Genomic DNA, 22,741 nt, shown 5'->3' with positions numbered 1-22,741 from the left:
GGGTCGATGTCAGATTGTGTGTTGCCTAGAACCACTTCTTCAGATCCATGCCTGCATACAGCGAAGCGACCTGATCGGCATATCCGTTGAAGGGCTTTGTGGCGATGCGCTCGGCAAACAGCTTGCTGGCGGTGCCGGCGATGCGGCGTTCGGTCTTCTGGCTCCAGCGCGGGTGGTCCACTGCCGGGTTGACGTTGGAAAAGAAGCCGTATTCGGACGGTTGCAGATCGTGCCAGGCGGTCTCGGGCATTTTTTCGACGAAACGGATTTCCACGATCGATTTGATGCTCTTGAAGCCGTACTTCCACGGCACCACCAGGCGCAACGGCGCGCCGTTCTGCTGCGGCAGCGGCTTGCCGTACAGACCGGTGGCCAGCAGGGTCAGCGGATGCATCGCCTCGTCGATGCGCAAGCCTTCGCGGTACGGCCAGTTGATCGAGCGGTAGCGCACGCCCGGCATCTGCTGCGGGTCGGCCAGGGTGGTGAATGCCACGTACTTGGCCTTGGAGGTCGGCGCGAAGCGCTTGAGTACCTCGCCCAGCGGCACGCCCGTCCACGGGATCACCATCGACCAGCCTTCCACGCAGCGCAGCCGGTAGATGCGTTCTTCCGGCGCGATGCCCTTGAGCAGCTCATCCAGCGACAGGCTGCCGGGCTTCTCGCATTCGCCGACCACCTTCACTGTCCAAGGCGACAGCTTCAGGGTCTTGGCCGCCTTGGACGGATCGGTCTTGTCGGTCCCGAACTCGTAGAAGTTGTTGTAGCTGGTGACGTCTTCCAGCCGGGTCAATTCCTCGGCCGTGCGAAATCCGCTGCGCGCCTGCGCCGGCGTCACCACGGTCTTGGGAGGCGGGGGAGGGTCGGCTTCGGCACATCCGGCCACGCCCAGCGCGGGGGTCAACGCAAATAACTGCAGCAGCCGGCGGCGGTCGCGGTAAACGGCCTCATCGGTGATCTCGCTGGACGGCAAGTTGAAAGCATCGCGAAACGACATGGCAGGCTCCGGCAGTGGCTGCAGCGTGAGAGTAACGAACCAAGACAAAAGTTCGCCTGGGTACCTGTCTACGTTACGTCAGGCTCAGTCAAAAGGATGCAGCTGCAACTTTTTTGTCCGCTGCCAAGCCCGATGCGCTGCGGCATACTAGAAGGCTAGCTCGACCAAGGTGTGCCATGACACGCGCGTTCAATTTCAGTGCCGGCCCTGCGACATTGCCGGAATCGGTCCTGCGGCAGGCGCAGGCAGAGATGGTCGAGTGGAACGGCGTCGGCGCCTCGATCGTGGAAATCAGCCACCGCAGCGCCGATTTCATGGCGGTGGCCGCTGCCGCTGAAGCCGATCTGCGCAGTTTGTTGTCGATTCCCGACGACTATGCGGTGCTGTTCACCGCCGGTGGCGCCACCACCATCCAGGCGCTGCTGCCGCTGAATTTTGCCGCGCCCGGCCAGGCGGCCGACTACGTGATCACCGGGCATTGGGGCAAGACCGCGATCAAGCAGGCGGCCACGTCTGTGGATGCGCGCATCGCCGCCGACGCGCAGGCCGATGGCTTTGTCGACATTCCCCCGGCGGCCAGCTGGACCTTGTCGCCGCATTCGGCCTACGTGCACATCACCGCCAACGAAACCATCCATGGCGTCGAATTTCGCGACACGCCGGACGTGGGCACGTTGCCGTTGTTTGCCGACTTCAGTTCGTCGATCGCCTCCGAGCCGCTGGATATCTCGCGCTACGGCCTGATCTACGCCGGCGCACAGAAGAATCTTGGCCCGGTGGGCATTTCGGTGGTGATCGTGCGGCGCGATCTGCTGGAGCGCGCCGGGCAACCGCGTGCGGACATCTTCAATTACGCCTCGCATGCCGCGCGCGATTCGATGCTCAACACGCCGCCGACCTGGAACTGGTACGTGCTCGGGCTGACCGTGAAGTGGATGCTGGAACAGGGCGGGGTGCAGGAGTTTGCGCGCCGCAATGCCGAGAAGGCCGCGCTGGTGTATGGCGCCATCGATGGCTCCGGCGGCTTCTATCGCAACCTGATCAAACCGGCAGTGCGTTCGCGCATGAACATCCCGTTCTTTCTGCCGGACGAGCAGCTGGATGCGCTGTTCGTCAGCGAATCCAAGGCAGCCGGGCTGCTCGCGTTGAAGGGGCACAAGGCAGTCGGTGGCATTCGGGCGTCGCTGTACAACGCGATGCCGGTAGCCGGCGCGCAAGCGCTGGCCGCGTTCATGCACGACTTCCAGCAGCGTCACGGCTGAGTCTTCATTTACCTGCGGCGTCTGCCGCGCAGGCGCATGCGCTGACAGCGCACATGCGCCGCCATTTTTTAGGAATGCCCAGCGATGGCCCCCAAGTCCGACAAGTCCACGGCCGCCACAGGCGGCAAGAAAAAGCCGACCAAGACATCGGTGCGTGCTTCAGACAGCAAACCTGCAAACACGCCGGCTGAAAAGGCCGCGATCAAGACCGCCGCGCCGGTGCTGGCCGATGTGCGTGCCAAGATCGACGAGATCGACCGCAACATCCAGGCGCTGATTGCCGAGCGCGCCAACTTCGCGCATCAGGTCGGCAAGGCCAAGGGCAAGCTTGCGGCGGCGGTGGATTACTACCGCCCCGAGCGCGAGGCGCAGGTGCTGCGCATGGTGGTGGACCGCAACGAAGGCCCGCTCAGCGACGAAGTGCTGGTGCACGTCTACCGCGAAATCATGTCGGCGTGCCTGGCCCAGCAGGAGCCGCTGAAGATCGGTTACCTCGGCCCGGAAGGCACCTTCAGCCAGCAGGCGGTACTCAAGCATTTCGGCCGCTCGGCGGTGGGGTTGCCGATGGCGACCATCGAAGAAGTGTTCCAGGAAGTGGAAGCCGGCAACGCCGATTTCGGCGTGGTGCCGGTGGAAAATTCGGGGCAGGGCACCATCCAGGTCACCCTGGACATGTTCCTGACCTCCAACCTGAAAATCTGCGGCGAAGTCGAGCTGCGCGTGCATCAGTACCTGCTTTCGCGCAACGGCCGGCTGGAAGATATCGAACGCATCTACGCGCATTCGCAATCGTTCGCGCAGACTGCAGGTTGGTTGCGCTCGCATCTGCCCAAGGTGGAAAAGATCGCGGTGTCCAGCAACGCCGAAGGCGCACGCCGCGCACGCAATGCTGAAGATGCCGCGGCCATCGGCGGCGAAAGCGCAGCCCACGTGTATGGCTTGAAGAAGGTCATCATGAAGTCGATCGAGGACGACGACGACAACACCACGCGCTTTTTGGTGATCGGGCGGCAGATCTTTCCTTCGTCCGGGCACGACCGCACGTCGGTGCTGGTGTTCATCCACGACAAGCCAGGTGCGTTGTTCGACGTGCTGAGCCCGTTCGCACGCCACGGCATCAGCATGAATCGCATCGAATCGCGGCCCTCGCATCAGGCCAAGTGGGAATACGGCTTCTTCATCGATCTGATCGGCCATGTCGAAGACGATGCGATGAAGCAGGCGCTGGCCGAACTGAAAGCGCACTCGGCACAGATCAAGGTGCTGGGTTCGTATCCGGTGGCCATTCCCTGAGCATCGAAGCTCGATACGACAATCCATGCCGGAGCGCCGCGACCTTGTATCGACGGCAGCGCCGCAACCTTCTTCAAAGCGCATCGTCAGCATTGGCGATGCCGCAGCCATCGGATCACATGCATGAGCAGCAGCACGCACCACTGGATTGCCCGTCGCGGCACCGCACTGCAGGGCAGCCTGGCCATTCCTGGCGATAAATCGGTTTCGCACCGCGCGGTCATGTTCGCCGCGCTCGCCGACGGCGTTTCGCAGATCGATGGGTTTCTCGAAGGCGAAGACACGCGCTCCACCGCTGCTATTTTCGCCAAGCTGGGCGTGCGCATCGAAACGCCGTCGGCGTCGCAGCGCATCGTGCACGGCGTGGGTGTGGATGGTCTGCAGCCGCCGACCGAGGCGCTGGATTGCGGCAATGCCGGTACCGGGATGCGTCTGCTGGCCGGCCTGTTGGCAGCGCAGCGCTTCGACAGCGTGCTGGTGGGAGACGAGTCGTTATCCAAGCGGCCGATGCGGCGCGTGACCGGCCCGCTGGCGCAGATGGGCGCGCGGATCGAAACGCAGGACGATGGCACGCCGCCACTGCACGTGCACGGTGGGCAGGCACTGCACGGCATCGATTTCGTCTCGCCGGTTGCCAGCGCGCAGGTCAAGTCAGCGGTGCTGCTGGCCGGTCTCTATGCGCAGGGCGAGACCTCGGTGACCGAGCCGCATCCCACACGCGACTACACCGAGCGCATGCTGTCGGCATTCGGCGTGGAGATCGATTTTTCGCCTGGTAAGGCCCGTCTGCGCGGTGGGCAGCGTCTGCGCGCGACCGATATCGCGGTACCTGCGGATTTTTCGTCGGCTGCGTTCTTCATCGTCGCTGCCAGCATCGTTCCCGGCTCGGAGGTGGTGCTGCGCGCGGTCGGATTGAATCCACGCCGCACCGGGCTGCTGGCCGCGTTGCGCCTGATGGGCGCGGAGATTAGCGAAGAAAACCACGCTGAACACGGCGGCGAGCCAGTCGCCGATCTGCGCGTGCGTTACGCGCCATTGCGCGGTGCGCAGATCCCAGAAGCGCTGGTGCCGGACATGATCGACGAGTTCCCGGCCTTGTTCGTGGCCGCGGCTGCCGCAAGCGGGCAGACCGTGGTGACCGGCGCCGCCGAACTGCGGGTCAAGGAGTCCGATCGCCTGGCGGCGATGGCCACCGGCCTGCGCACGCTTGGCGTGCAGGTCGACGAAACACCGGATGGTGCCACCATCCACGGGGGCAGCATCGGCAGCGGCGTGATCGAAAGTCATGGCGACCATCGCATTGCCATGGCGTTCGCCATCGCCGGCCAGCTGTCCACCGGTCAGGTGCAGGTGAACGATGTGGCGAATGTGGCGACTTCTTTCCCGGGCTTCGACACGCTGGCGCAGGGCGCCGGATTCGGGCTGGAAACCGCCGGGCGTCGGTGACGCGTTTTCCGTTGCAGGATGGCCCAGATCTCGCCGGGTCCGGAAAGACCATGTCTGTTTGCGAGTCAGGAGCGTGACGACGCGCCGCGACATCGCGAGCGTTGCCGTCCGTCAAGCGCCGCAGCGCTGAGCAAGTTCTCAACGCTGCGCGGTGAACTCCACCGGCACCTGCACGCTGCTCACCACCGCATGGCCGTCGCGCTTGGCGGGCTCGAAGCGCCACCGGCGCAAGCTTTCCATCGCCGCTGCATCCAGCCGAGGGTCATCACTTCCGCTCCGGTCGACGATGGTGACATCGCTCACCCGGCCCTGCACATCCAGCTGCAAACGTGCGGTGCGGCTGCCCTGGATGCCGGCACGCGCCACGGCGGCCGGGTAGCTCGGCATGGCATTGCCCGGCAGCGGCTTGGCTTCCACGCTGCTGACCGCTGGGCGAGCAGGCTGGTGCGCCACCATCGTCATCGCACGCGGGCCATCGGTCGTCGGCAGGATCTGCCGACTCGCTGCCGGCAGCGGCCGCGTATCGGTCGCCAGTGACTCGTCGCTGTGGCGTGCCCACCACCAGCTGGGTACCACGATGAGCAGCGCCACCAGCGTTGCCCACATCCAGGGCGAAGCGCCGTCGCTCGCTGCATTCTGCTGCCGCTCCATCGAGCGCCTGCCGTGCTGCGGCAGCGACGACGGGTGAGCGGATGAAGGATTTGAAGTGACGGACATGGCCGACCTCCTGGCGCATCTGAGGATGACGAGACCAGTCTGGTTGGCGCTACCTGAGGGGCAGCTAAGGCGGACGGCGAATGAAGCGTTCGAGCTTGCTGAAAGTTCAGCTTAGTCAAGCTGACATTGCGGCGCGGTTAAAACTGCATGCTGTTTGTGGCTGCGTGGCGTCAGCCAAGGCCTGCCACCTCGCACCCGGACGCCGGCAAGGCAGTGACAAGCAACACGCGCGAAGAGTTAGCTGTACTTACTGCGCAGGCTTGAACTCGAACGGGATGTCCATGCTGCCGGCCACCGGCTGGCCATTGCGCTGCGCCGGGTGGAAGCGCCAGTGCCGCACGGCTTCCATGGCCGCACGGTCCAGGTCGCGCGAGCCGCTGCGCTGCACCAGGGTCACGCCACCGGGATTGCCGGCGGCATCCACGTCGACCCGCACCACCACATCGCCAGCATCGCCGCGACGCAGCGCAGCCGACGGGTAGCGGGGCGGCGGCATCTGGCCCTGGATCGGTACCGGGCGATCGCCGCCAGCGACCGGTGCGTTGACCGGCGCGGCGCTGCCAGCGGCACCTGGCGCGCCGGGTACCGCATTTTCCGGCAGCGGCGTCGGCGCGGGCGGGGCGGGTGGCGCGGTGTCCACCAGGGTGGGGGTTTCGGCCGGCGGCTTGGCCTGCGGCATGTCGCTTGCGCCGTCCTGGGCGGGCAATGGCGCCGGCAGCGGCGCAATGGTGTCGTCGGTCTGCGCGCCTGCGGTCGGCTGCGCCGGCGAGGCTTTATAGAAGTCGTCCTTGCGGCCGGTGGCCCAGACCAGCAGGAACAACAGCAGGCCGGCAGCGAAGGCGATGCCGGCGATTTTCAGCGTGTGGCGGGGCAGACGCAGAACGATATGGCGATCGGACGCAGGACGGGGCGCGGACATAGGGCTCACCTGAAGAATCGTCGCAATTCTGGCATAGCCGTAGTGAATCGATCGCAGCAGGTGCCGGAACAGGCGATAATCTCGCGCTATTCCACTGACGCACCTATTCCGATGCTAGATCCGGCCCTGCTTCGCCAACACCCCGCCGACCTTGCCGAGCGCCTGCGAAGCACGCGCAGCTTCGATTTGAACATTGCGGAACTGGAGTTGCTGGAGAGCGAGCGCAAGCGTATCCAGGTGCGCACGCAGGAACTGCAGAGTCAGCGCAATTCCAAATCCAAAGCGATCGGGCAGGCCAAGGCCAAGGGCGAAGATGTGGCCGCGCTGATGGCCGAAGTGGCCGGGTTCGGCGATGAACTCAAGGCGTCCGAAGAGGCGCTGGATGCGATTCGCGCCAAGCTCGAGGGTATCGCGCTTGGCCTGCCCAACCTGCCGGCCGAGGATGTGCCGCTTGGCAAGGACGAAAGCGAGAACGTGGAGCAATCGCGCTGGGGCACGCCGCGTCAATTCGATTTCGCCGTCAAGGACCATGTGGAACTGGGTGCGCCGCACGGTTGGCTGGATGGCGAGACGGCAGCCAAATTGTCGGGCGCGCGGTTCACCGTGCTGCGTGGCCCGGTCGCGCGTCTGCACCGTGCCTTGGCGCAGTTCATGCTGGACCTGCATGTGGGCGAGCATGGCTATGAAGAAACCAACGTGCCGCTGCTGGTCAATGCCGATTCGATGCGTGGCACCGGTCAGCTGCCGAAATTCGAAGACGATTTGTTCCAGACCGAAGTGGGCGAGTCGCGCCGTTACCTGATCCCCACCTCCGAAGTGCCGCTGACCAATATCGTGCGCGATGAGATCATCGACGCCGAGCGTCTGCCACTGCGCATGACCGCGCATTCGATGTGTTTCCGCGCCGAAGCCGGCAGTGGTGGCCGCGATACGCGCGGCATGATCCGCCAGCACCAATTCGAAAAGGTGGAGCTGGTGACCGCCTGCGCGCCGGAAGACAGCGATGCCGAGCATCAGCGCATGACGCGCTGCGCCGAAGTGGTGCTGGAACAACTCGGCCTGCCGTATCGCAAGGTGCTGCTGTGCACCGGCGACATGGGGTTTTCCGCGATCAAGACCTACGATCTTGAGGTATGGCTGCCTTCGCAGAACACCTATCGCGAAATTTCGTCCTGTTCCAATTGCGGCGATTTCCAGGCGCGGCGCATGCAGGCGCGCTGGCGCAACCCGGTCAGCGGCAAGCCGGAGTTGCTGCACACGCTCAACGGATCCGGCACTGCCGTGGGCCGCGCGATGATCGCGGTGATGGAGAACTACCAGAACGCCGATGGCTCGATCGATGTGCCGCAGGTGCTGCGTCCGTACATGGGCGGGCTCGAGCGGATCGGCTGAGTGCGGGTAACCGGAGGACGGCGCTCATCACCAGGCGACGCGGGCGGCGTTCGGTGCGCATATCGCTTCGGGCGCTGCGGTTGCCCGGTTAGATCGACACTTGTCAGACGCGTGCTCGCTACGCTTGGCAGCTTCCACACATGCGAGTGTCGAATGGAGTCTGCGATGTCTGGCGCACATGGTGCGAGGGCGTTTGAGCGCGAGCTTCTTTGCTATTGGAAATCGACACAAAAAAACGGGACCAGCGGTGGTCCCGTTTTTCGCTATGGCAACTCGCAGTCATGACGACCTTTCAACGCGTCAACCCGTCACGCCGCAGGCTTACGCGCTCACAGCAGCCTCTTCTTCCTCACCCAGCCCGGCCAGCGCCGAGGCCAGCGCATCGGCGCGATGCTGCGGCGAATACGCCACACCCTCTGCGCGCACGAAGCTGATGTCGTCGATGCCCAGGAAGCCCAACACCTGGCGCAGATACGGCTCCTGAAAATCGTTCGTCGGATCGGCATACAAGCCACCACGCGCGCTGGCGATGATGACGCGCTTGCCGCCGGCCAGGCCTTCCGGACCATTGGCGGTGTACTGGAAGGTGCGCCCGGCAACTGCAATGCGATCGATCCAGGCCTTGAGCGTGGAGGGGATGGCGAAGTTGTACATCGGTGCGCCAATCACGATGACATCGGCCTGCAGGAACTGCTGCATCACCGCTTCGGCGGCCGCGGCCTCTGCCGGGTCGGTCTGCGCCAGCGTCTGCGCGGTCAGATGCGGAATCGGGTCGCGGTCGAGGTCGCGATACGACACGTCCACCTCGGGATGGCGCCGGCGCTGCTGCTCCACGACGGCGGCGCTGAGCACGCGCGTGACGGAATTGGCGCCTAGCGCGCTGGAATCGAGGTGCAGCAGTTTCATGACGATGACCTGTGGCAAGCGGCAGCGCCGCGGAGGTGTGCAGCCTAGGTCGTTGCTCTGTTGGAATAAAGGTGGTTAAATATCACGTATCGTTCTATCAATGGATACTTGCGCCATGCACGACCTGAATGACCTGTATTACTTTGCGATGGTGGTGGATCACGGCGGCTTTGCCGCTGCCGAGCGTGCGCTTGGCATCCCCAAATCGCGCCTGAGCCGGCGCATCAGCCAACTCGAGACCGACCTGGGTGTGCGCCTGTTGCAGCGCTCCACGCGCCGTTTCGCGGTGACCGACGTCGGCACCAGCGTGCACCGGCACGCGCAAACCATGCTTGCCGAAGCCCAGGCCGCGCGCGAGGTGGTGGATCGTCTCAGCGCCGAGCCGCGCGGTCTTGTACGTGTGAGCGTTCCTGTTTCGCTTGCGCAGATCCAGTTGCCCAAGTTGTTGCCGGAATTCTTGGCCAAGTATCCCAAGGTGCGGCTGCAGCTCAATATCAGCAATCGCCGCGTCGATGTCATCAACGAGGGCTACGACATTGCGCTGCGCGTGCGCTCGCGCCTGGACGACGACGGCAGCCTGGTGATGCGCAGCTTCGGCCAGGTGCAGGAACTGCTGGTTGCCAGCCCCAAATACCTGGATCGCGCCGGTCGCCCCAAGGATCCCAGCGAGCTGGCCAACCACACCACCATGAGCACCAGCGAAGACGAAGCGCATCAGCGCTGGGAGCTGCACGGCCCGAACGGCGAAATGCGCCGCGTCGATCTGCAGCCACGCCTGGCCGGCTTCGACTTCCCGCTGCTGCAGTCGATGGCGCGCGACGGCTTCGGCATCACCATGCTGCCGGAAACCGTGTGCGCCGAAGCGGTGCGCAGCGGCGAGCTGGAAGTGGTGCTGCCGCACTGGTCGCTGCCGCAGGGCATCTGCCATGCCGTGTTCGCCTCGCGTCGCGGCCTGCTGCCGGCGGTGCGGGTGTTCATCGACTTCCTGGCCGAACACCTGCCGCAGGAAATCGAACGCTCGCGCCTGGATTGCGGCGGCAATTGCGCCGAACTGGCGGAGAAGCTCAAGCGTGCCGCCGGCACGGCGCCGCGCCTGGTGGTGGCCGAAGCGGGCTGAGCGTCCGTGACAAAGCTGGCCAAGGCTGGGTTGGCGGCCGAGGCTGGCCGGCACGTATGTTGGCAGTCCGCTAGCTGCTGCGCAGCCGGTGCGCTGCAGCTGTTCGGCAGGTTGCCTGTGTGCTCAGGCATCTTCGCCGACCACGCGGGGTAGTGGCCGAGTACCATCAAGGCAGCGGCGCGCTGCGCCAGCTGACGGCGGTGGTGTCATTGAGCAAAACGCGCCCGGGCATGCGAGAATGCGCGCCCGGGAGCGATCCTGGGAGAACGGCCGCACAGATGTTCGTGCGGCCATAGACAGGGCCACCCGCGCAAGGCGGGTCGCCCGCGTGACATCCGGCGCCTTCGGCGGTCACGTGCAGCAGCATCGGAGAGATGGCCGAGCGGTTTAAGGCACCGGTCTTGAAAACCGGCGAAGGGTCAAACCTTCCGTGGGTTCGAATCCCACTCTCTCCGCCACTCCTGCGTAAGTTGTTGATTTCAAACAACAAAAAACAGGGCTGACAGATGCGGGTGAGGCACAATTCGGGGCACATTCCGAATGAAGCTACCTCACTACCTGACCAAGACGGCCTCAGGCCTCTATGTATACCGTCAGCGCGTTCCGACTGACCTGCGGAAGCTGATCGGGCGCGAGTTCATCAAACGAAGCTTGGGACACGACCTCTTGGATGCCCGGCAAGCCGCTTTGTGGCTTGCCTCGCGATATGCTGCGGCTTTCAAAGCAATCCGTGGGCAAGGTGTGGCGAAGATCACCGTCGATGAAGTGCTGAAAAATCTTGCCGCGCAAGGTTCTCGGGCCTATGAGATTGATTTGCCGAATGGCTATCGATTAAAGGCCAACGATGAGGCAGATCACGCAAGAGCAATGGAAGCAATAGCGGCCATTGGTCAATTGCATCAGCCAAAATCAGCTGATCCAGCTGCTATGACAGTGGCTGAAACGATTACCTTAGGCGATGCTAAAACAAAGTGGCTGGCAAGTTTGGAGGCCGTCACAATTCCTAAAACCTTAGCCATAAAAAAAACAGCGGTCGAAGATTTGACCTTCTATCTTGGATTGCATCGTGATGTGCATACGATTGGAAGACCTGATTTGGCAAGGTTCTATCAACATTTGAGAGATAAGGGTAATTCGACGCCCACTATTTATAATAAGCAATCGTATCTAGGGAAAACTGGTTTTTTTGCCTGGGCGATGGCTTCGGGATATTATCCGAAGGGTGATAATCCAGCTACTGACCATATTAAATATGGGGCAAGGGAAAAGCGTCAGCGCAAAAAACTCGGCTTTAAGAGTTTTACTGCTGAACAACTGCTGGCAATTTATTCGTCAATCAATTTTGAAAAAATGTCACCCGGTGCCCGCTGGGCAAGCGTCTTGGGACTCTACACTGGCGCAAGAGCCTCGGAAGTTGGTCAATTGTTGCTGACTGATGTTGCCAAAATTGATGGAGTTCTAGCCATCAAAATTGGCGATGAAGGAGATGGGCAGAGGGTTAAAAATGAGTCGAGTAATCGGATCGTGCCAATCCATCCCGATCTAATTAAGCTGGGTCTATTGGATTTTGTCGAGGTGCAGCAGAAAAGAGGGGAGACCCGTCTTTTCAGTCAAGCAGACCCCAAGGCAAAAAATGGTGCAGGAAACTGGATCTCCAAAGCCTTCACCCGCCATTTGGTCACAGTCGGCTCCGATTGGCCGGAAGCTAAGCGAGGGTTTCACTCACTCAGGAAGACCGTTATCCAAGAACTACAAGGGGCGGGGGTTGCTTCCGAGTTGAGAGCGCAATTGGTGGGTCATGAGCTTGATGACGAACACCATTCGACTTATAGCCGTGAATTTACATTGGCAGAAAAATTAAATGGAACCGGGAAATTCCCGGGATTGTCAGTGCTGAATTATGGTTTGGATTTGGAGGCTTTGCGTTCATTGCTGACAGCAGCTGTAAGCAAGCGAACCGCAAAAGTGCCTGGGCGCAAATCAAGTTCAGCGGCGCGCTTGCGCAATAAAGCTGCGACCTCCTTGTCAAGATAAAGATCGAGGCGATCCATTTCTTTTCTTCGATTTATTAGCGATCCGGACATCCGGATAATATAGATAGAAAATTATTTAGCGCAATATCTATTGGCTTCCGGATAATTTGAGGGATAATATATCTAAGTCAGATCGGCAATACCCTTGAACATTTTTTCAGCAGCAGCTTTGGGCTTCAAAACATTGTCGGACGGTTTCAAACCGTCCGACAATGTGGGGAGTGACCAAAATGGCGTTAGCCGTTTTGGGCGCTCCCGTGTCCGAAGCGAGAGCGAAGGACACACGACCCGAAGCGAAAAGCGTAGGGTCGGTGAGGATGGCGGGAGCCAGCCGAACAGTGAGAAAGGCGAGAGCCTTTCGAATAGTGCGCACGATATCCAATTGTCACCGGTAGGTGGCGATTGGATGAGTAAGCATGCTTCTGCGCTTCGGGAGCGTGCAACGCGTGCCCGCCTGGCATCGCAAAGCGATGGCAAGGCGTGGACGCTGCACGCGGACCGCCAGACGCGCAACATCCTCGACGACTGTCCAAAGCGAGACATCAGCAATGAGACAGCAGAGAAGTATCGCCGTGCCTATGACAACCTGCGCGCATCAGGCAAAACCGCCTTGGAAGCCGCCTCTACCCGTGCCCACTGGGATTTCCTACGGACCGCGACACGATATTGCTTAGAGCAAGACACCCGCGCTTGGCGTGCTGCTTCTGAGGTGGCCAGAAAGGCAGGGCAACTAGAAAAAGCCCAATACTGCACCGAGCAAGCTTTTAATATGGCAGCCGTTTTAGATGAGCAATTTATGCAGCCTCATAGGAAGACCTGGACTCACAAGGCTGCAAAATTGAAAGAACAAGGCATTCGTCCAGTGTCCAAATCCAAGCGATCAACCCGCGCACCGTCACCAAATTTGGCGACGGTCGCACTCATTGCTGGAAACAAGAAAGGGACAAAATTGGTAGAACGCCACGCGGAACGCTTGGCAGTTTTGTCCCTGTTTGGGGTGAGGCCAGCAGAACTAAAAAAGGGCATAAAATTAAAAGTAACCGAAGACGGAAAATATTTAACCGCTGAGGTTTTAGGGGCCAAGTGCAGTGATGCGCATAATAGAGGGCAAGAGGTCCGGGTCATTCGTGTGCCAGTCAAAGGAAGCGCAGCCCAAGCATTGGCAGAGGAAGTGGCCAAGCACGGGAAGGCCTGGAAAATGCAGACTTCCGATGCCGATTACAGAAGCCTGAACCGAGGACTGGCCTCATCAGGATTGTCTTGCTATTCCTTCCGTCACCAGGTCGGAAGTGAACTAAAAGAAGCCGTTTCAACCGGTGCGATGACAGCCGCAGAGGCAGCAAAAACTATGGGCCACCGATCAACTGAAAGCTTGTCGTATTACGGTAGCCGTAGCAAATCGGGTGGCGGGAGAACAATGCAGGCCAACGCGACCAATGAGGTTCGTGTGGAGCCTGTGTCATTTGCAGCGCGTGCCGAAGCACGCGCAAAAACAGGGAATGGACGCATTCGCGTCACCCCAACGCCGCAAGCACGGCCCAGGGCCGTGCCGAAGGCGGCCCGAGCCAGATCGGCTGCCCCTCGTCCCAAGCCTCCGCGAATAATGTAAGCTTCGCGAGGGCACGAACCAGGGCACATTTTCGGGTTGTGTTTCACTTGCAAATCAGAGAGATGGATTGGTTTCTACTTTCTCCCACTCTCTCCGCCACACGTCGCTGCAAATCGCTCCGCGCCGTGACGCTTCCCCAACGCACACCGCCCGTCTCATCTTCTGTCCCGCACTCAGCGCGATGGTCCCCTGACGATCAATGTGTCATCGGGCTGATCGCTCAGCGACGCGGTCGACCGTGTAGTGCAGATGGTCGCGCTGCCGGCACACCGCTGCCACCGCATTCAGGACGATCTGGAGCGATCAGCCATCACCTTGCTACGGGAATTGCACGCGCTTAAAAAGCCGATGAGCCAGATCCGCGTGCGGGCAGAGGTCGCGTGCCCATCACTTGCTGTGGGCGCTGGCAGTGCTAGTGCTGTATTGCCACTCCGCCTAACTGCTGCTGCGATGCATGACACCTCTCCCCTGATCAACACCGACGCGCCTGGGCTGCAGGCCGCTGGCGATACGGCCGGGATGCTCTGGACAATCGGTCATTCCACCAGGACCTGGGAGGCGTTCGTCGCGTTGTTGAGCGCGCATCGGATTAAGGCAGTGGTGGATGTGCGGCGCTTTCCGGGCTCGCGTCGCTACCCTTGGTTTGCCAGCGACACGATGGCGCATGCACTGGACGCGGCGTCGGTGCGCTATCTGTGGCTGCCCGAGCTGGGTGGACGGCGCAAGGCGCAACCCGGGTCGCCCAATGGCGCGTGGCGCAACGCGGCGTTTCAGGGCTATGCCGACCATATGACCAGCGCCGACTTCGGCGCCGGGCTGGAGCAGGCGACCGCCATGGCACGTGAGCGGCGTACGGCGCTGATGTGCGCCGAAGCACTCTGGTGGCAATGCCATCGCCGCCTTATTGCGGATCTGTTGCTGCACCGGAGGTGGCAGGTGCTGCACATTCTTGGCGAGACCGCGGTGCAGCCGCATCAGTTGAATGCCGATGCGCGCCCGGTTGGGCGCGATCTGATCTATCCGCCGCGACAGGTTGGTCTGTTTTCTGCCGGTTAGGCGCTTGCGGTAGGTCGAGCCCCAGATGATCGCCGCGACCGTCGCTGGTGCGTCGAATGCTATCTCGCGGACTCACAGCACCGTTGCGTTGACCTTGAAGACTTCCACTGCGCGGGTGAGTTGCGCGGAGTGCTGTTCCAACGCATGCGCGGCGGTGCTGGCGGCTTCGACCAGGCGCACATTGTGTTGGGTGGTCTCGTCCATCTGCGCGATGGTGTGATTGACCTGTTCGATACCGCCGGCTTGTTCCTGCGAGGCGGCGGAGATATGGGCCATGATGTCGGTGACGTGCTGGACGCTGGTGACGATTTCGCCCATGGTGGTGCCGGCGGTGTGCACGAGGGTGGAGCCGTCGGCGACGCGTTGTACGGAATCGTCGATGAGCCGCTTGATTTCTTTTGCCGCATCCGAGGAACGGTGCGAGAGCGTGCGCACTTCCGATGCAACAACAGCGAAGCCGCGGCCCTGTTCGCCGGCGCGTGCGGCCTCCACCGCGGCATTGAGGGCCAGGATATTGGTCTGGAAGGCGATGCCGTCGATGACCGAAATGATGTCGGCGATACGTCTGGACGAGGCTTCGATGCCGGACATCTGTTCGATCACCTGGCCGACCACGTCGCGGCCTTCCGAGGCGATGGCGGCGGCGCCGCGTGCGAGCTGGTTGGCGCGGGTGGCATGTTCGGCATTCTGCTTGACGGTGGAGGTCAGCTCTTCCATCGATGCAGCGGTTTCTTCGAGGCTGGCGGCCTGTTGTTCGCTGCGCTGCGCCAGCTGCTGATTGCCGCTGGCGATATCTTCTGCGGCGAAGCTGATGCTGTTGGAGGTTGTCTGGATGCGGGTGACGATGTCGGTGAGGCGGTGCACGGTGCTGTTGGCATCGTCACGCATGGAGGCGACCACGCCGTGGAAGTTGCCGGACATGCGCACGGTGAGGTCGCCATCGGCGATCGCGCGCAGCAGCCCGGAGAAGCTGGCCAGGTTGGTATCGGAGGTGGCCATCATGGTGTTGAGGTTTTCCACCATCAGGCGAAAATCGTGCTCGAACGTTTCCGCCTTGCCGCGGAGTGCAAAGTCGCCTGCGCAGGCGGCCTGGGTCAGTTCCTGGATCTGCGCGTTGATGGCCTGCAGGTTGCGCTTAACCTGCTGCATGGTGGCGGTGATGGCGGATTTTTCGCCCGGGTACTGCTCGATGTCCTGGGTGAGATCGCCAATGGCGTAGCTGCCCATGACCTGGGTCATGCGCAATTGGGTCTGCACGTGGGCGTGTACGAGTGCGTTGGTGTCTTGCACCATGTCGCCATATTCGCCGGGAAAACCCTGTGGGTCGGTGCGGTAGCTGATTTCGCCGGCGTCGTGGCGCGCAGCCATGCTGCGTTGCGCCCAGATCACCTCCTGCAGGCGTCGCTGCATCTGCTGCATGGCGCGCAGCAGTTGCCCGGATTCGTCGTTGCCGGTCGCTGCGTCCTGGCTGCGCAGATCGCCGTCGTTGATGCGCTGGGCCAGGCGCAGCGACTGGCGCAGCGGCAGCACCACACTGCGCGTGAGCAGGAACGCGATGGTGGCGCCCAACAGCAGGGCGACGACGGTGGACATCACCATCAGCATCGCAAAGCCGCGCGCGGTGGCAACGGCCTGCCTGGCGGCTTGGCGGTTCTTGGCTTCCTGCAGGTCGATGAAGGCGTTGATGCTGGCCAGCCAGGCAATGAAGGCCGGGCGCGCTTGCTGCAGCAGGTGCTGTTCTGCCTGCGCCTTGTCGGCCGCATCGCGGAACGCGCGCACTTGCGCGATCAGCGGCAGGGTGCGCTGCTCGACGGATTTGATCTGCCGGAGAATGTCTTTCTCTTTTGCATCGGTCGAGCTGGCGATCATGTCGTCGAGCGGTTGCGCAGCGCGTGCGTAATCGGCAGCGAGCTTGTCGATCGATTGTTCGGCGGCGTGGCGCTCTGCGGGGTCGTCCATGAGTACGACGTCGCGCAGAGCAATTGCGCGGTCGTGGACGCTGCCACGGAAATTGATCGCGTAGCGTTGCTTGACGCTGTTGACCTCATTGATGGCGGTGAGTTGCTGGTCGATGCTGCGAACGCGTTGGATGCCCACCACGGTCAGGATCACCATCAAGACGATGATCGCGAGAAAGCCCAGGGCCAGGCGCTGTCCAATGCGCAGATTCGGGAAGAAATGCATAGGGTTCGATCGGTGTTCCGACTGGCGGAAGAGCGGGGGAGTCCCGGCAACGGCAGGGAGACGAATACGCACGCGACAGCGCAAGAGCCAGCGCAACGGCTGCCGCTCAAGTGGTGTCTCGACGTGTTCGTTAGCGACCTCTAGCAGTGGAACTGAAGACGTTGCGTCTGCCGGTTCAGGTGCTGGTGGGGCTGCTCAATGCGCCGAGACACTCGTCGTTCCTGCCTGCAACGCTGCCGCCGGCGGCTTACCGGCGCCTGCAACGGCGCTTAGGGATAACGCGAGAGATCCGGCGCCTTGATCGCCGGCGTCATCCACTTTGCAGCGAGGTTCTGCACGCTTGGCTGGCTGGCGAGTTTGAGTGCGCCATGCAGCAGGTGGATGCCGAGCCGGCTATGCGGGTTCATCAGGCGTGGGCCGATCTTCGGCACGCCCTGGGCCTGCTCGACCATCGGGCGCATGGCGGTGGCGTAGGCAGCGAAGGCCGCGTCCAGCGTGGCGGCCTGGGCGATTTCGTTGGCCAGAACATACGCGCCGGTCACTGCCAGGGTGGCGCCGATCCCGGCCAGTGGCGTGGCGCACCAGGCCGCATCGCCGGTAAGCACGGTGCGACCGCTATGCCAACGCTGCATGCGCACCTGGCGCAGGGCATCGAAGTAGAAGTCGTCGGTGCCATGCATGCCATCGAGCACGCGCGCCGCCTGCCACCCGGCGTCGGCAAAGCCCTCGTGCAGGTAGGCCTTCTGGGCGTCGATGTCCCAGTCTTGTTCGCCTTCGGGCGGTTTCTGCAGCGAGAGCATGGCGCGCGTGGTGCCGTGCCGGTCGGGTCGCAACGAGATGCTGCGCCCGCCGGTGGTGTGGTACCAGCGCCACAGCGGGTCGTCGTCGGCGCTGCGCGGGATGGTGAAGTAGGCGATGGTCAGATCCATCCAGCGCGGATCGTTTTCTCCCGGGAAGACCTGTTCGCGCGTCGAAGAGCCCACGCCTTCGGCGACGATCACCGCGTCGAAGCGTTCGCTGCAACCGCTTTCGAAGGTGACGGTTGCGGCATCGCTGCCGGCAGCGTCTTCGATGCTGGCGATGCGGTCGCCGAAGCGGTACGTCACATGGCCGCGCGCGGCATCGTAGAGCAGGCGGGCCAGATCGCCGCGCAAGATCTCCAGTTCGGCGGTCGGGCCATCGCCATCGATGTCTTCGGTCTTGAAGGTGGCGACGGCCTGGCCGTGCGCGTCGATCCAGGCGGTGCCTTCTTCGCCGGTTCCCTGGGCCAGCGCGGCCTGTTCCAGGCCCATGCGTTGCAGCACCTCACGGCCGACACCACGTACGTCGATGTTCTGGCCGCCATCGCGAAACCGGGTGGCGCGTTCCACCACGGTCACATCGAAGCCGCGATGGGCGAGTGTCCAGGCGGCAGTGTTGCCGGCGATGCTGGCGCCGGTGATGAGGATACGACGCGGCATTGCTGTCATCCTGGCAGGAAATATCAGGAGTGATATTACACGCCCTGGCCGTAACGCTCCATGTTCGCGATCAGCCGGTGCATCAACGCGACGGTCTGCTGCACCTCGTCGGCGGAAAAGCCTTCCAGCGCCACTGCGTTCATATCCAGCAGCGCACGCCCACCGAGTTCGGCCATCTTGCGCCCGCGCGCGGTGAGCGCCACCAGCGCGGCACGGCGATCCTGCGGGGTCGGGGTGCGCTTGATGAGCTTCAGTCCCTCCAGCTTGTCCAGCAGTGCCACCATGGCCGGCTGCTTCACGGCCGATGCGATGACCAGGTCACGCTGCAGCATCGGGCCTTTCCAGGACAGCAGCATGATCGGGCCGATCAGCGCCAGCGACACGCCGTGCGGCCGCAGTTCGGCGTCGACCAGGCGGTTGAAGACCCGCGCTGCATGGTTGGCCAGATACCCCGGCGCGATAGCAGCCTGCGGATGGATGAGTTCATTCTGATCAAGCATCTGTAAGACCGTGCGTTGTCCTGTGGCTATCGGGCAATGGTACGTCTCCTGCAGTGCGGCATGGCGCTCGTTGCCGCGTGGCACCGCGTGCACGCCCGGCGGCTTGGCTGCCGGGGCGATATCGCGTCGCTGCGCGGCCCGAAGACGGCACGGCCCCATGTGCGCGGGCCGACGGCTGTACCGGCCGTGGCGCAGGCTGCGCGCTGCCGCAGACGCAGGAGCGCAAGCTGCCTGGTTCAGCCATCGCCTGCGGGCGTGGCTGGACGCCACCAGCCATAGGCCAGATGATGGGCGCGAGCGCGCGGCTCGGTCTTGCCGACGCGTCATGCGCCTGCGGCGACCTGGTCTTTTCAACGGTTGGACATGATGTACGGATGGATGATGGAGAAGCTCGCAGCAGGCGACCTCGCGGTCGTGCACGTTGCGTGCTGGAGCGGCGACCTGCGTGTGGACACAATGCAGGTACGCCCTCTATGAATGCGGGATTTCCGCACGGCAACAGCGTCATGGCGCAGGCGGTACGCAGCCACGACTGGGCGGCGAGCCCGCTGGGACCCGCCGCTCAGTGGCCATCGCCGTTGCGCAATGCGGTCGATCTGATGCTGGGTTCGCCCGAAAGCATGTATGTGGTGTGGGGCGATGCGCTGACCTTTTTCTACAACGACGCCTACACGCCGATCCTGGGGCCGCGCCAGGCGCAGGCGCTGGGCGCGCCGCTGCGCGTGTTGTGGGCCGATGCCTGGGAGGCGGTGCGCGAGCCGATTGAAGCGGCGTTCGCAGGGCAGGCATCGCGCTTTGAGGAAGTGCCGATCGGCATGAACCGCTACGGCGTGCCGGAGCAGACCTGGTGGACGTTCTCGTTCTCTCCGATCTATCTGGACGATGGCCGGGTGGGCGGCGCGTTCTGCGTCACCAATGAAGTCACCGCGCGCAAGCTGGCGCAGGCGCGGCTGGCCGACGAACACGAGCGCCTGATCCGCTTGTTCGAGCAGGCGCCGATGTTCATGGCGTTCCTGAGCGGGCCGCAGCACCGGGTGGAGTTCGCCAACCCGTGTTATTCGCGCCTGATCGGCCACCGCGATGTGATCGGGCGGCCGTTGGCCGAGGCGCTGCCGGATGCGGTGGAACAGGGACATGTGCGTCGCCTGGACGAGGTGTACCGGTCCGGGCGCGCGTTTTCGGCCAATGCGCTGCCGTACAACGTGCAGGCGGTGCCCGGTGGTCCCGCCGAGCGACGCTTGCTGGATCTGGTCTATCAGCCGATCGCAGGCGCCGATGGCACCATCTCCGGCATCTTCGTGCAGGGCCTCGATATCACTGACCGCATCAGCCTGGAGCGCGCGGTGCGCGAGGCCGAAGTGCGCAACCGTCAAATCCTGGACAGCGTGATGGACTACGCCATCATCGCCACCGATATGCACGGGCGGGTGACGTCGTGGAACGAGGGTGCGCGGCGCATTCTGGGCTGGAGCGAGGTCGAGATGCTCGGGCAAACGCTGCAGCGCACCTTTACGCCGGAAGACGTCGAGCAGCGGCAGATGCTGATCGAGGCCGCTGCCGCGCTGGAAAGCGGCAGCGGCATGGACGAGCGCTGGCACGTGCGCAAATCCGGCGAGCGGTTCTGGGCCAATGGCTCGCTGATGGTGTTGCGCGAAGAAACCGGCGAGGCGATCGGGTTCGTCAAGGTGTTGCGCGACCGCACCGCCGAGCGGCTGGCCAGCGAAGCGCTGCAAAAGAGCGAGCGGCGCCTGGACGCACTGGTACGCGCGTCATCGCAATCGATTTTTTCCGCCAGTGCCCACTGGCGCGAATGGCGCCAATTGGTCGGCGACGGTGTGCTGAGCGATGCGGTGTCGGCCACGCCCGACTGGCAGGCGATGGTGCACCCGGACGACCGCGCGCGATTGGCGCAAGCGCTTGCGCAGGCGACTGCCACCAAGTCTGGTGTGGATGTGGAATACCGGGTGCTCGGCACGGATGGGCAGGTGGGCTGGACCTTGATGCGCGCGATTCCGTTGCTGGATGAGCGCGAACAGATCGCCGAATGGTTCGGCACCTCTGCCGACATCACCGACAAACGCGTGGCCGAAGAGCAGCTGCGGCAACTGACCGAGACGCTGGAAGAGCGCGTGCGCGAACGCAGCGCGGCGTTGTTGCTTGCCGAAGAGAAGCTGCGTCAGAGCCAGAAGATGGAAGCGGTGGGGCAGCTGACCGGCGGGCTGGCGCACGACTTCAACAATCTGCTCACTGCCATCAGTGTCGGCCTGGAGTTGCTGCAGACGCGCATCGAACAGGGCAAGTACGACCGGCTGGAGCGCTATGTGGAAATGGCGCAATCCAGCGCGGCGCGCGCCACTGCCTTGACCCAGCGGTTGCTGGCGTTTTCGCGCCGGCAGACGCTGGCGCCCACCGCGCTGGATGTGGAGGAGCTGGTGCGTGGCATGCACGACATCATTGCGCGCACGCTGGGGCCGTCGATCGCGCTGCAGCTGCGTCCGGCAGACCAAGCGTGGCAGGTGCTGGTGGACGCGCCGCAGCTGGAAAACGCGCTGCTCAATCTCTGCATCAACGCGCGCGATGCCATGCCCGATGGTGGGCAGCTCACCATCAGCCTGCACAACCGCGCGCTGGATGCCGCTGCCGCCCAGCAGCTGGAGCTGCCGCCTGGCGATTACGTGTGCCTGAGTGTGCAGGACACCGGTACCGGCATGACGGCCGAGGTCATGGCCAAGGTGTTCGAACCGTTTTTCACCACCAAGCCCATCGGCCAGGGCACCGGGTTGGGCCTGTCGATGATCTATGGGTTCACTCGACAGTCCGGCGGGCATGTGCGCATCGATTCGGAAGTGGGCGTGGGCACCACCATGGCCTTGTACCTGCCGCGCTTCACCGGCGTGCTGGCGCAAGACGACGTGGCACCTGCTGATGCGCCGCTGCAGCGCAATGCTGCGCACAGTCGCACCGTGTTGCTGGTGGAGGACGAAACCGCGATTCGTGTCTTGATCTCCGAAGTACTCACCGAAGCCGGCTACCGCGTGATCGAAACCGCCGAGGGCAGTGCGGCGGTGGAGCGCTTGCGCTCGCAAGAGCACATCGATGTGCTGGTGACCGACGTCGGCCTGACCGGCGGCCTCAATGGGCGACAGGTTGCCGACGCCGGGCGGCAATCGCGTCCTGCACTGCCGGTGCTGTTCGTCACCGGCTATGCGGCCAGCGCCGCGGTGGGCGCGGGCCAGCTCGACGATGGCATGGAAGTGTTGACCAAACCATTCCAGGCCATCGAGCTGGAGCGGCGGGTGGCGCAGTTGCTGGAGCGTCGCGCGCGCTAATCAGGTGCCGGTGCTGCTGCGAGCCGCTCGTTGCACCGGCATCGATCGCCTGAGACATGCGTATCGCAGCGAACGTGGCGCAAAGACGCAGCGGGCGCACGCGGTTGGGCCTGCCTAGAGCGCCGTCTGTACGATGCCCAGCAGATCGCGCAAGGAAAATGGCTTGGTCAAAAGACGCATGCCGGTATCCAGAAAGTCGGCACGTTTGGCGATTTCGCCTGCGTAGCCAGTCATGAAGACGATGGGCATTGCGGGGTAGAGCATGCGCGCCTGATCGGCAAGGTCGCGCCCGTTCATGCCGGGCAGGCAGATGTCCGACAGCAGCAGATCGAACGGGCATGCCCTGGTCAGTTGCGTCAGCGCGTGTTCGGCGTCTGCAGACGCCACCACGTGGTAGCCCTCGTCGCCAAGAATGTCTGCAGCCATCTCGCGGATTGCATCGTCGTCTTCGACCAACAGGATGCGTGCGTTGGGTAATGCGTGAGCCACTGCGGTCCTCGAGCGATCGCAATGCTGCGATGCTT

General features: G+C 63.1%; 17 protein-coding genes, 1 tRNA gene and 1 pseudogene. 10 read left to right on the top strand and 9 right to left on the bottom strand.

Annotated features, from left to right (window positions below; translation table 11 throughout):
- Positions 1-25: 25 nt before the first annotated feature.
- Complete coding sequence (msrP, locus tag LN450_RS05980; RefSeq protein ID WP_011347045.1) at positions 26-994, bottom strand: protein-methionine-sulfoxide reductase catalytic subunit MsrP; 969 nt, start codon at positions 992-994, stop codon at positions 26-28.
- Positions 995-1,170: 176 nt separating this feature from the next.
- Here msrP and serC point away from each other — a divergent pair, with 176 nt between their 5' ends.
- The 3 genes from serC to aroA all read left to right on the top strand — a co-directional run bounded on the left by serC (position 1,171) and on the right by aroA (position 4,995).
- The gene (serC, locus tag LN450_RS05975) at positions 1,171-2,256 is read left to right on the top strand and encodes a 3-phosphoserine/phosphohydroxythreonine transaminase (protein WP_011347046.1); all 1,086 of its coding nucleotides are present in this window, start codon (positions 1,171-1,173) and stop codon (positions 2,254-2,256) included.
- Positions 2,257-2,340: 84 nt separating this feature from the next.
- A complete protein-coding gene (pheA, locus tag LN450_RS05970) occupies positions 2,341-3,549 on the top strand; it encodes a prephenate dehydratase (protein ID WP_011347047.1) in 1,209 nt (402 codons plus the stop codon).
- Between the two features lie 123 nt (positions 3,550-3,672).
- Positions 3,673-4,995, top strand: coding sequence for a 3-phosphoshikimate 1-carboxyvinyltransferase (gene aroA, locus LN450_RS05965; protein WP_011347048.1), 1,323 nt, complete (start codon positions 3,673-3,675; stop codon positions 4,993-4,995).
- Between the two features lie 138 nt (positions 4,996-5,133).
- Here the strand turns inward: aroA and LN450_RS05960 are convergent, their stop codons facing one another.
- Both LN450_RS05960 and LN450_RS05955 read right to left on the bottom strand, forming a co-directional pair.
- Complete coding sequence (locus LN450_RS05960) at positions 5,134-5,601, bottom strand: energy transducer TonB (protein WP_039419093.1); 468 nt, start codon at positions 5,599-5,601, stop codon at positions 5,134-5,136.
- A 358-nt stretch (positions 5,602-5,959) separates the two neighbouring features.
- Positions 5,960-6,631: an energy transducer TonB gene (locus LN450_RS05955; RefSeq protein WP_008574928.1), complete on the bottom strand. Its 672-nt coding sequence runs from the start codon at positions 6,629-6,631 to the stop codon at positions 5,960-5,962.
- A gap of 111 nt (positions 6,632-6,742) precedes the next feature.
- On the opposite strand from LN450_RS05955, the gene serS reads away from it, so the two are divergent.
- Positions 6,743-8,023 (top strand): serine--tRNA ligase, encoded by a 1,281-nt coding sequence (gene serS, locus LN450_RS05950; protein WP_008574929.1) that lies wholly within the window; start codon positions 6,743-6,745, stop codon positions 8,021-8,023.
- A 321-nt stretch (positions 8,024-8,344) separates the two neighbouring features.
- Here the strand turns inward: serS and LN450_RS05945 are convergent, their stop codons facing one another.
- A complete protein-coding gene (locus LN450_RS05945) occupies positions 8,345-8,929 on the bottom strand; it encodes an FMN-dependent NADH-azoreductase (RefSeq protein WP_011347050.1) in 585 nt (194 codons plus the stop codon).
- A 100-nt stretch (positions 8,930-9,029) separates the two neighbouring features.
- Here LN450_RS05945 and LN450_RS05940 point away from each other — a divergent pair, with 100 nt between their 5' ends.
- The 5 genes from LN450_RS05940 (at position 9,030) to LN450_RS05920 (ending at position 14,744) form a co-directional block, all read left to right on the top strand.
- A complete protein-coding gene (locus LN450_RS05940) occupies positions 9,030-10,046 on the top strand; it encodes a LysR family transcriptional regulator (protein WP_003485786.1) in 1,017 nt (338 codons plus the stop codon).
- 368 nt (positions 10,047-10,414) lie between these two features.
- A tRNA-Ser gene (locus LN450_RS05935) sits at positions 10,415-10,504 on the top strand.
- An 82-nt stretch (positions 10,505-10,586) separates the two neighbouring features.
- Entirely contained in the window at positions 10,587-12,080 is a 1,494-nt protein-coding gene (locus tag LN450_RS05930) for a DUF6538 domain-containing protein (protein ID WP_081033269.1), read from the top strand.
- Positions 12,081-12,224: 144 nt separating this feature from the next.
- Entirely contained in the window at positions 12,225-13,688 is a 1,464-nt protein-coding gene (locus tag LN450_RS05925) for a hypothetical protein (RefSeq protein WP_228892679.1), read from the top strand.
- A gap of 450 nt (positions 13,689-14,138) precedes the next feature.
- On the top strand, positions 14,139-14,744 hold the full coding sequence (locus tag LN450_RS05920) for a DUF488 domain-containing protein (protein WP_014089929.1): 606 nt from the start codon (positions 14,139-14,141) through the stop codon (positions 14,742-14,744).
- Positions 14,745-14,816: 72 nt separating this feature from the next.
- On the opposite strand, the gene LN450_RS05915 is transcribed toward LN450_RS05920, so the two are convergent.
- The 4 genes and pseudogenes from LN450_RS05915 to LN450_RS05900 all read right to left on the bottom strand — a co-directional run.
- A complete protein-coding gene (locus LN450_RS05915; protein WP_011347056.1) occupies positions 14,817-16,928 on the bottom strand; it encodes a methyl-accepting chemotaxis protein in 2,112 nt (703 codons plus the stop codon).
- Positions 16,929-17,197: 269 nt separating this feature from the next.
- Positions 17,198-18,388, bottom strand: a complete 1,191-nt coding sequence (locus tag LN450_RS05910) for an FAD-dependent monooxygenase (protein ID WP_011347057.1) — start codon at positions 18,386-18,388, stop codon at positions 17,198-17,200.
- Positions 18,389-18,423: 35 nt separating this feature from the next.
- A complete protein-coding gene (locus tag LN450_RS05905; protein WP_039417113.1) occupies positions 18,424-18,888 on the bottom strand; it encodes a MarR family winged helix-turn-helix transcriptional regulator in 465 nt (154 codons plus the stop codon).
- 42 nt (positions 18,889-18,930) lie between these two features.
- Positions 18,931-19,100 (bottom strand): annotated as a pseudogene (locus LN450_RS05900) (MarR family transcriptional regulator); the annotation flags it as partial.
- Positions 19,101-19,361: 261 nt separating this feature from the next.
- Here LN450_RS05900 and LN450_RS05895 point away from each other — a divergent pair.
- Complete coding sequence (locus LN450_RS05895; RefSeq protein ID WP_008574937.1) at positions 19,362-22,217, top strand: hybrid sensor histidine kinase/response regulator; 2,856 nt, start codon at positions 19,362-19,364, stop codon at positions 22,215-22,217.
- Positions 22,218-22,331: 114 nt separating this feature from the next.
- Here the strand turns inward: LN450_RS05895 and LN450_RS05890 are convergent, their stop codons facing one another.
- Entirely contained in the window at positions 22,332-22,676 is a 345-nt protein-coding gene (locus LN450_RS05890) for a response regulator (protein ID WP_031422223.1), read from the bottom strand.
- Positions 22,677-22,741 lie beyond the last annotated feature (65 nt).

Origin of the sequence: Xanthomonas euvesicatoria pv. euvesicatoria, from assembly GCF_020880415.1 — a bacterium.
In the GTDB taxonomy this organism is placed as follows: Bacteria; Pseudomonadota; Gammaproteobacteria; order Xanthomonadales; family Xanthomonadaceae; genus Xanthomonas; species Xanthomonas euvesicatoria.
Note: the sequence above shows the minus strand (reverse complement) of the source record. Positions and strands in the feature narration are given on the sequence as shown.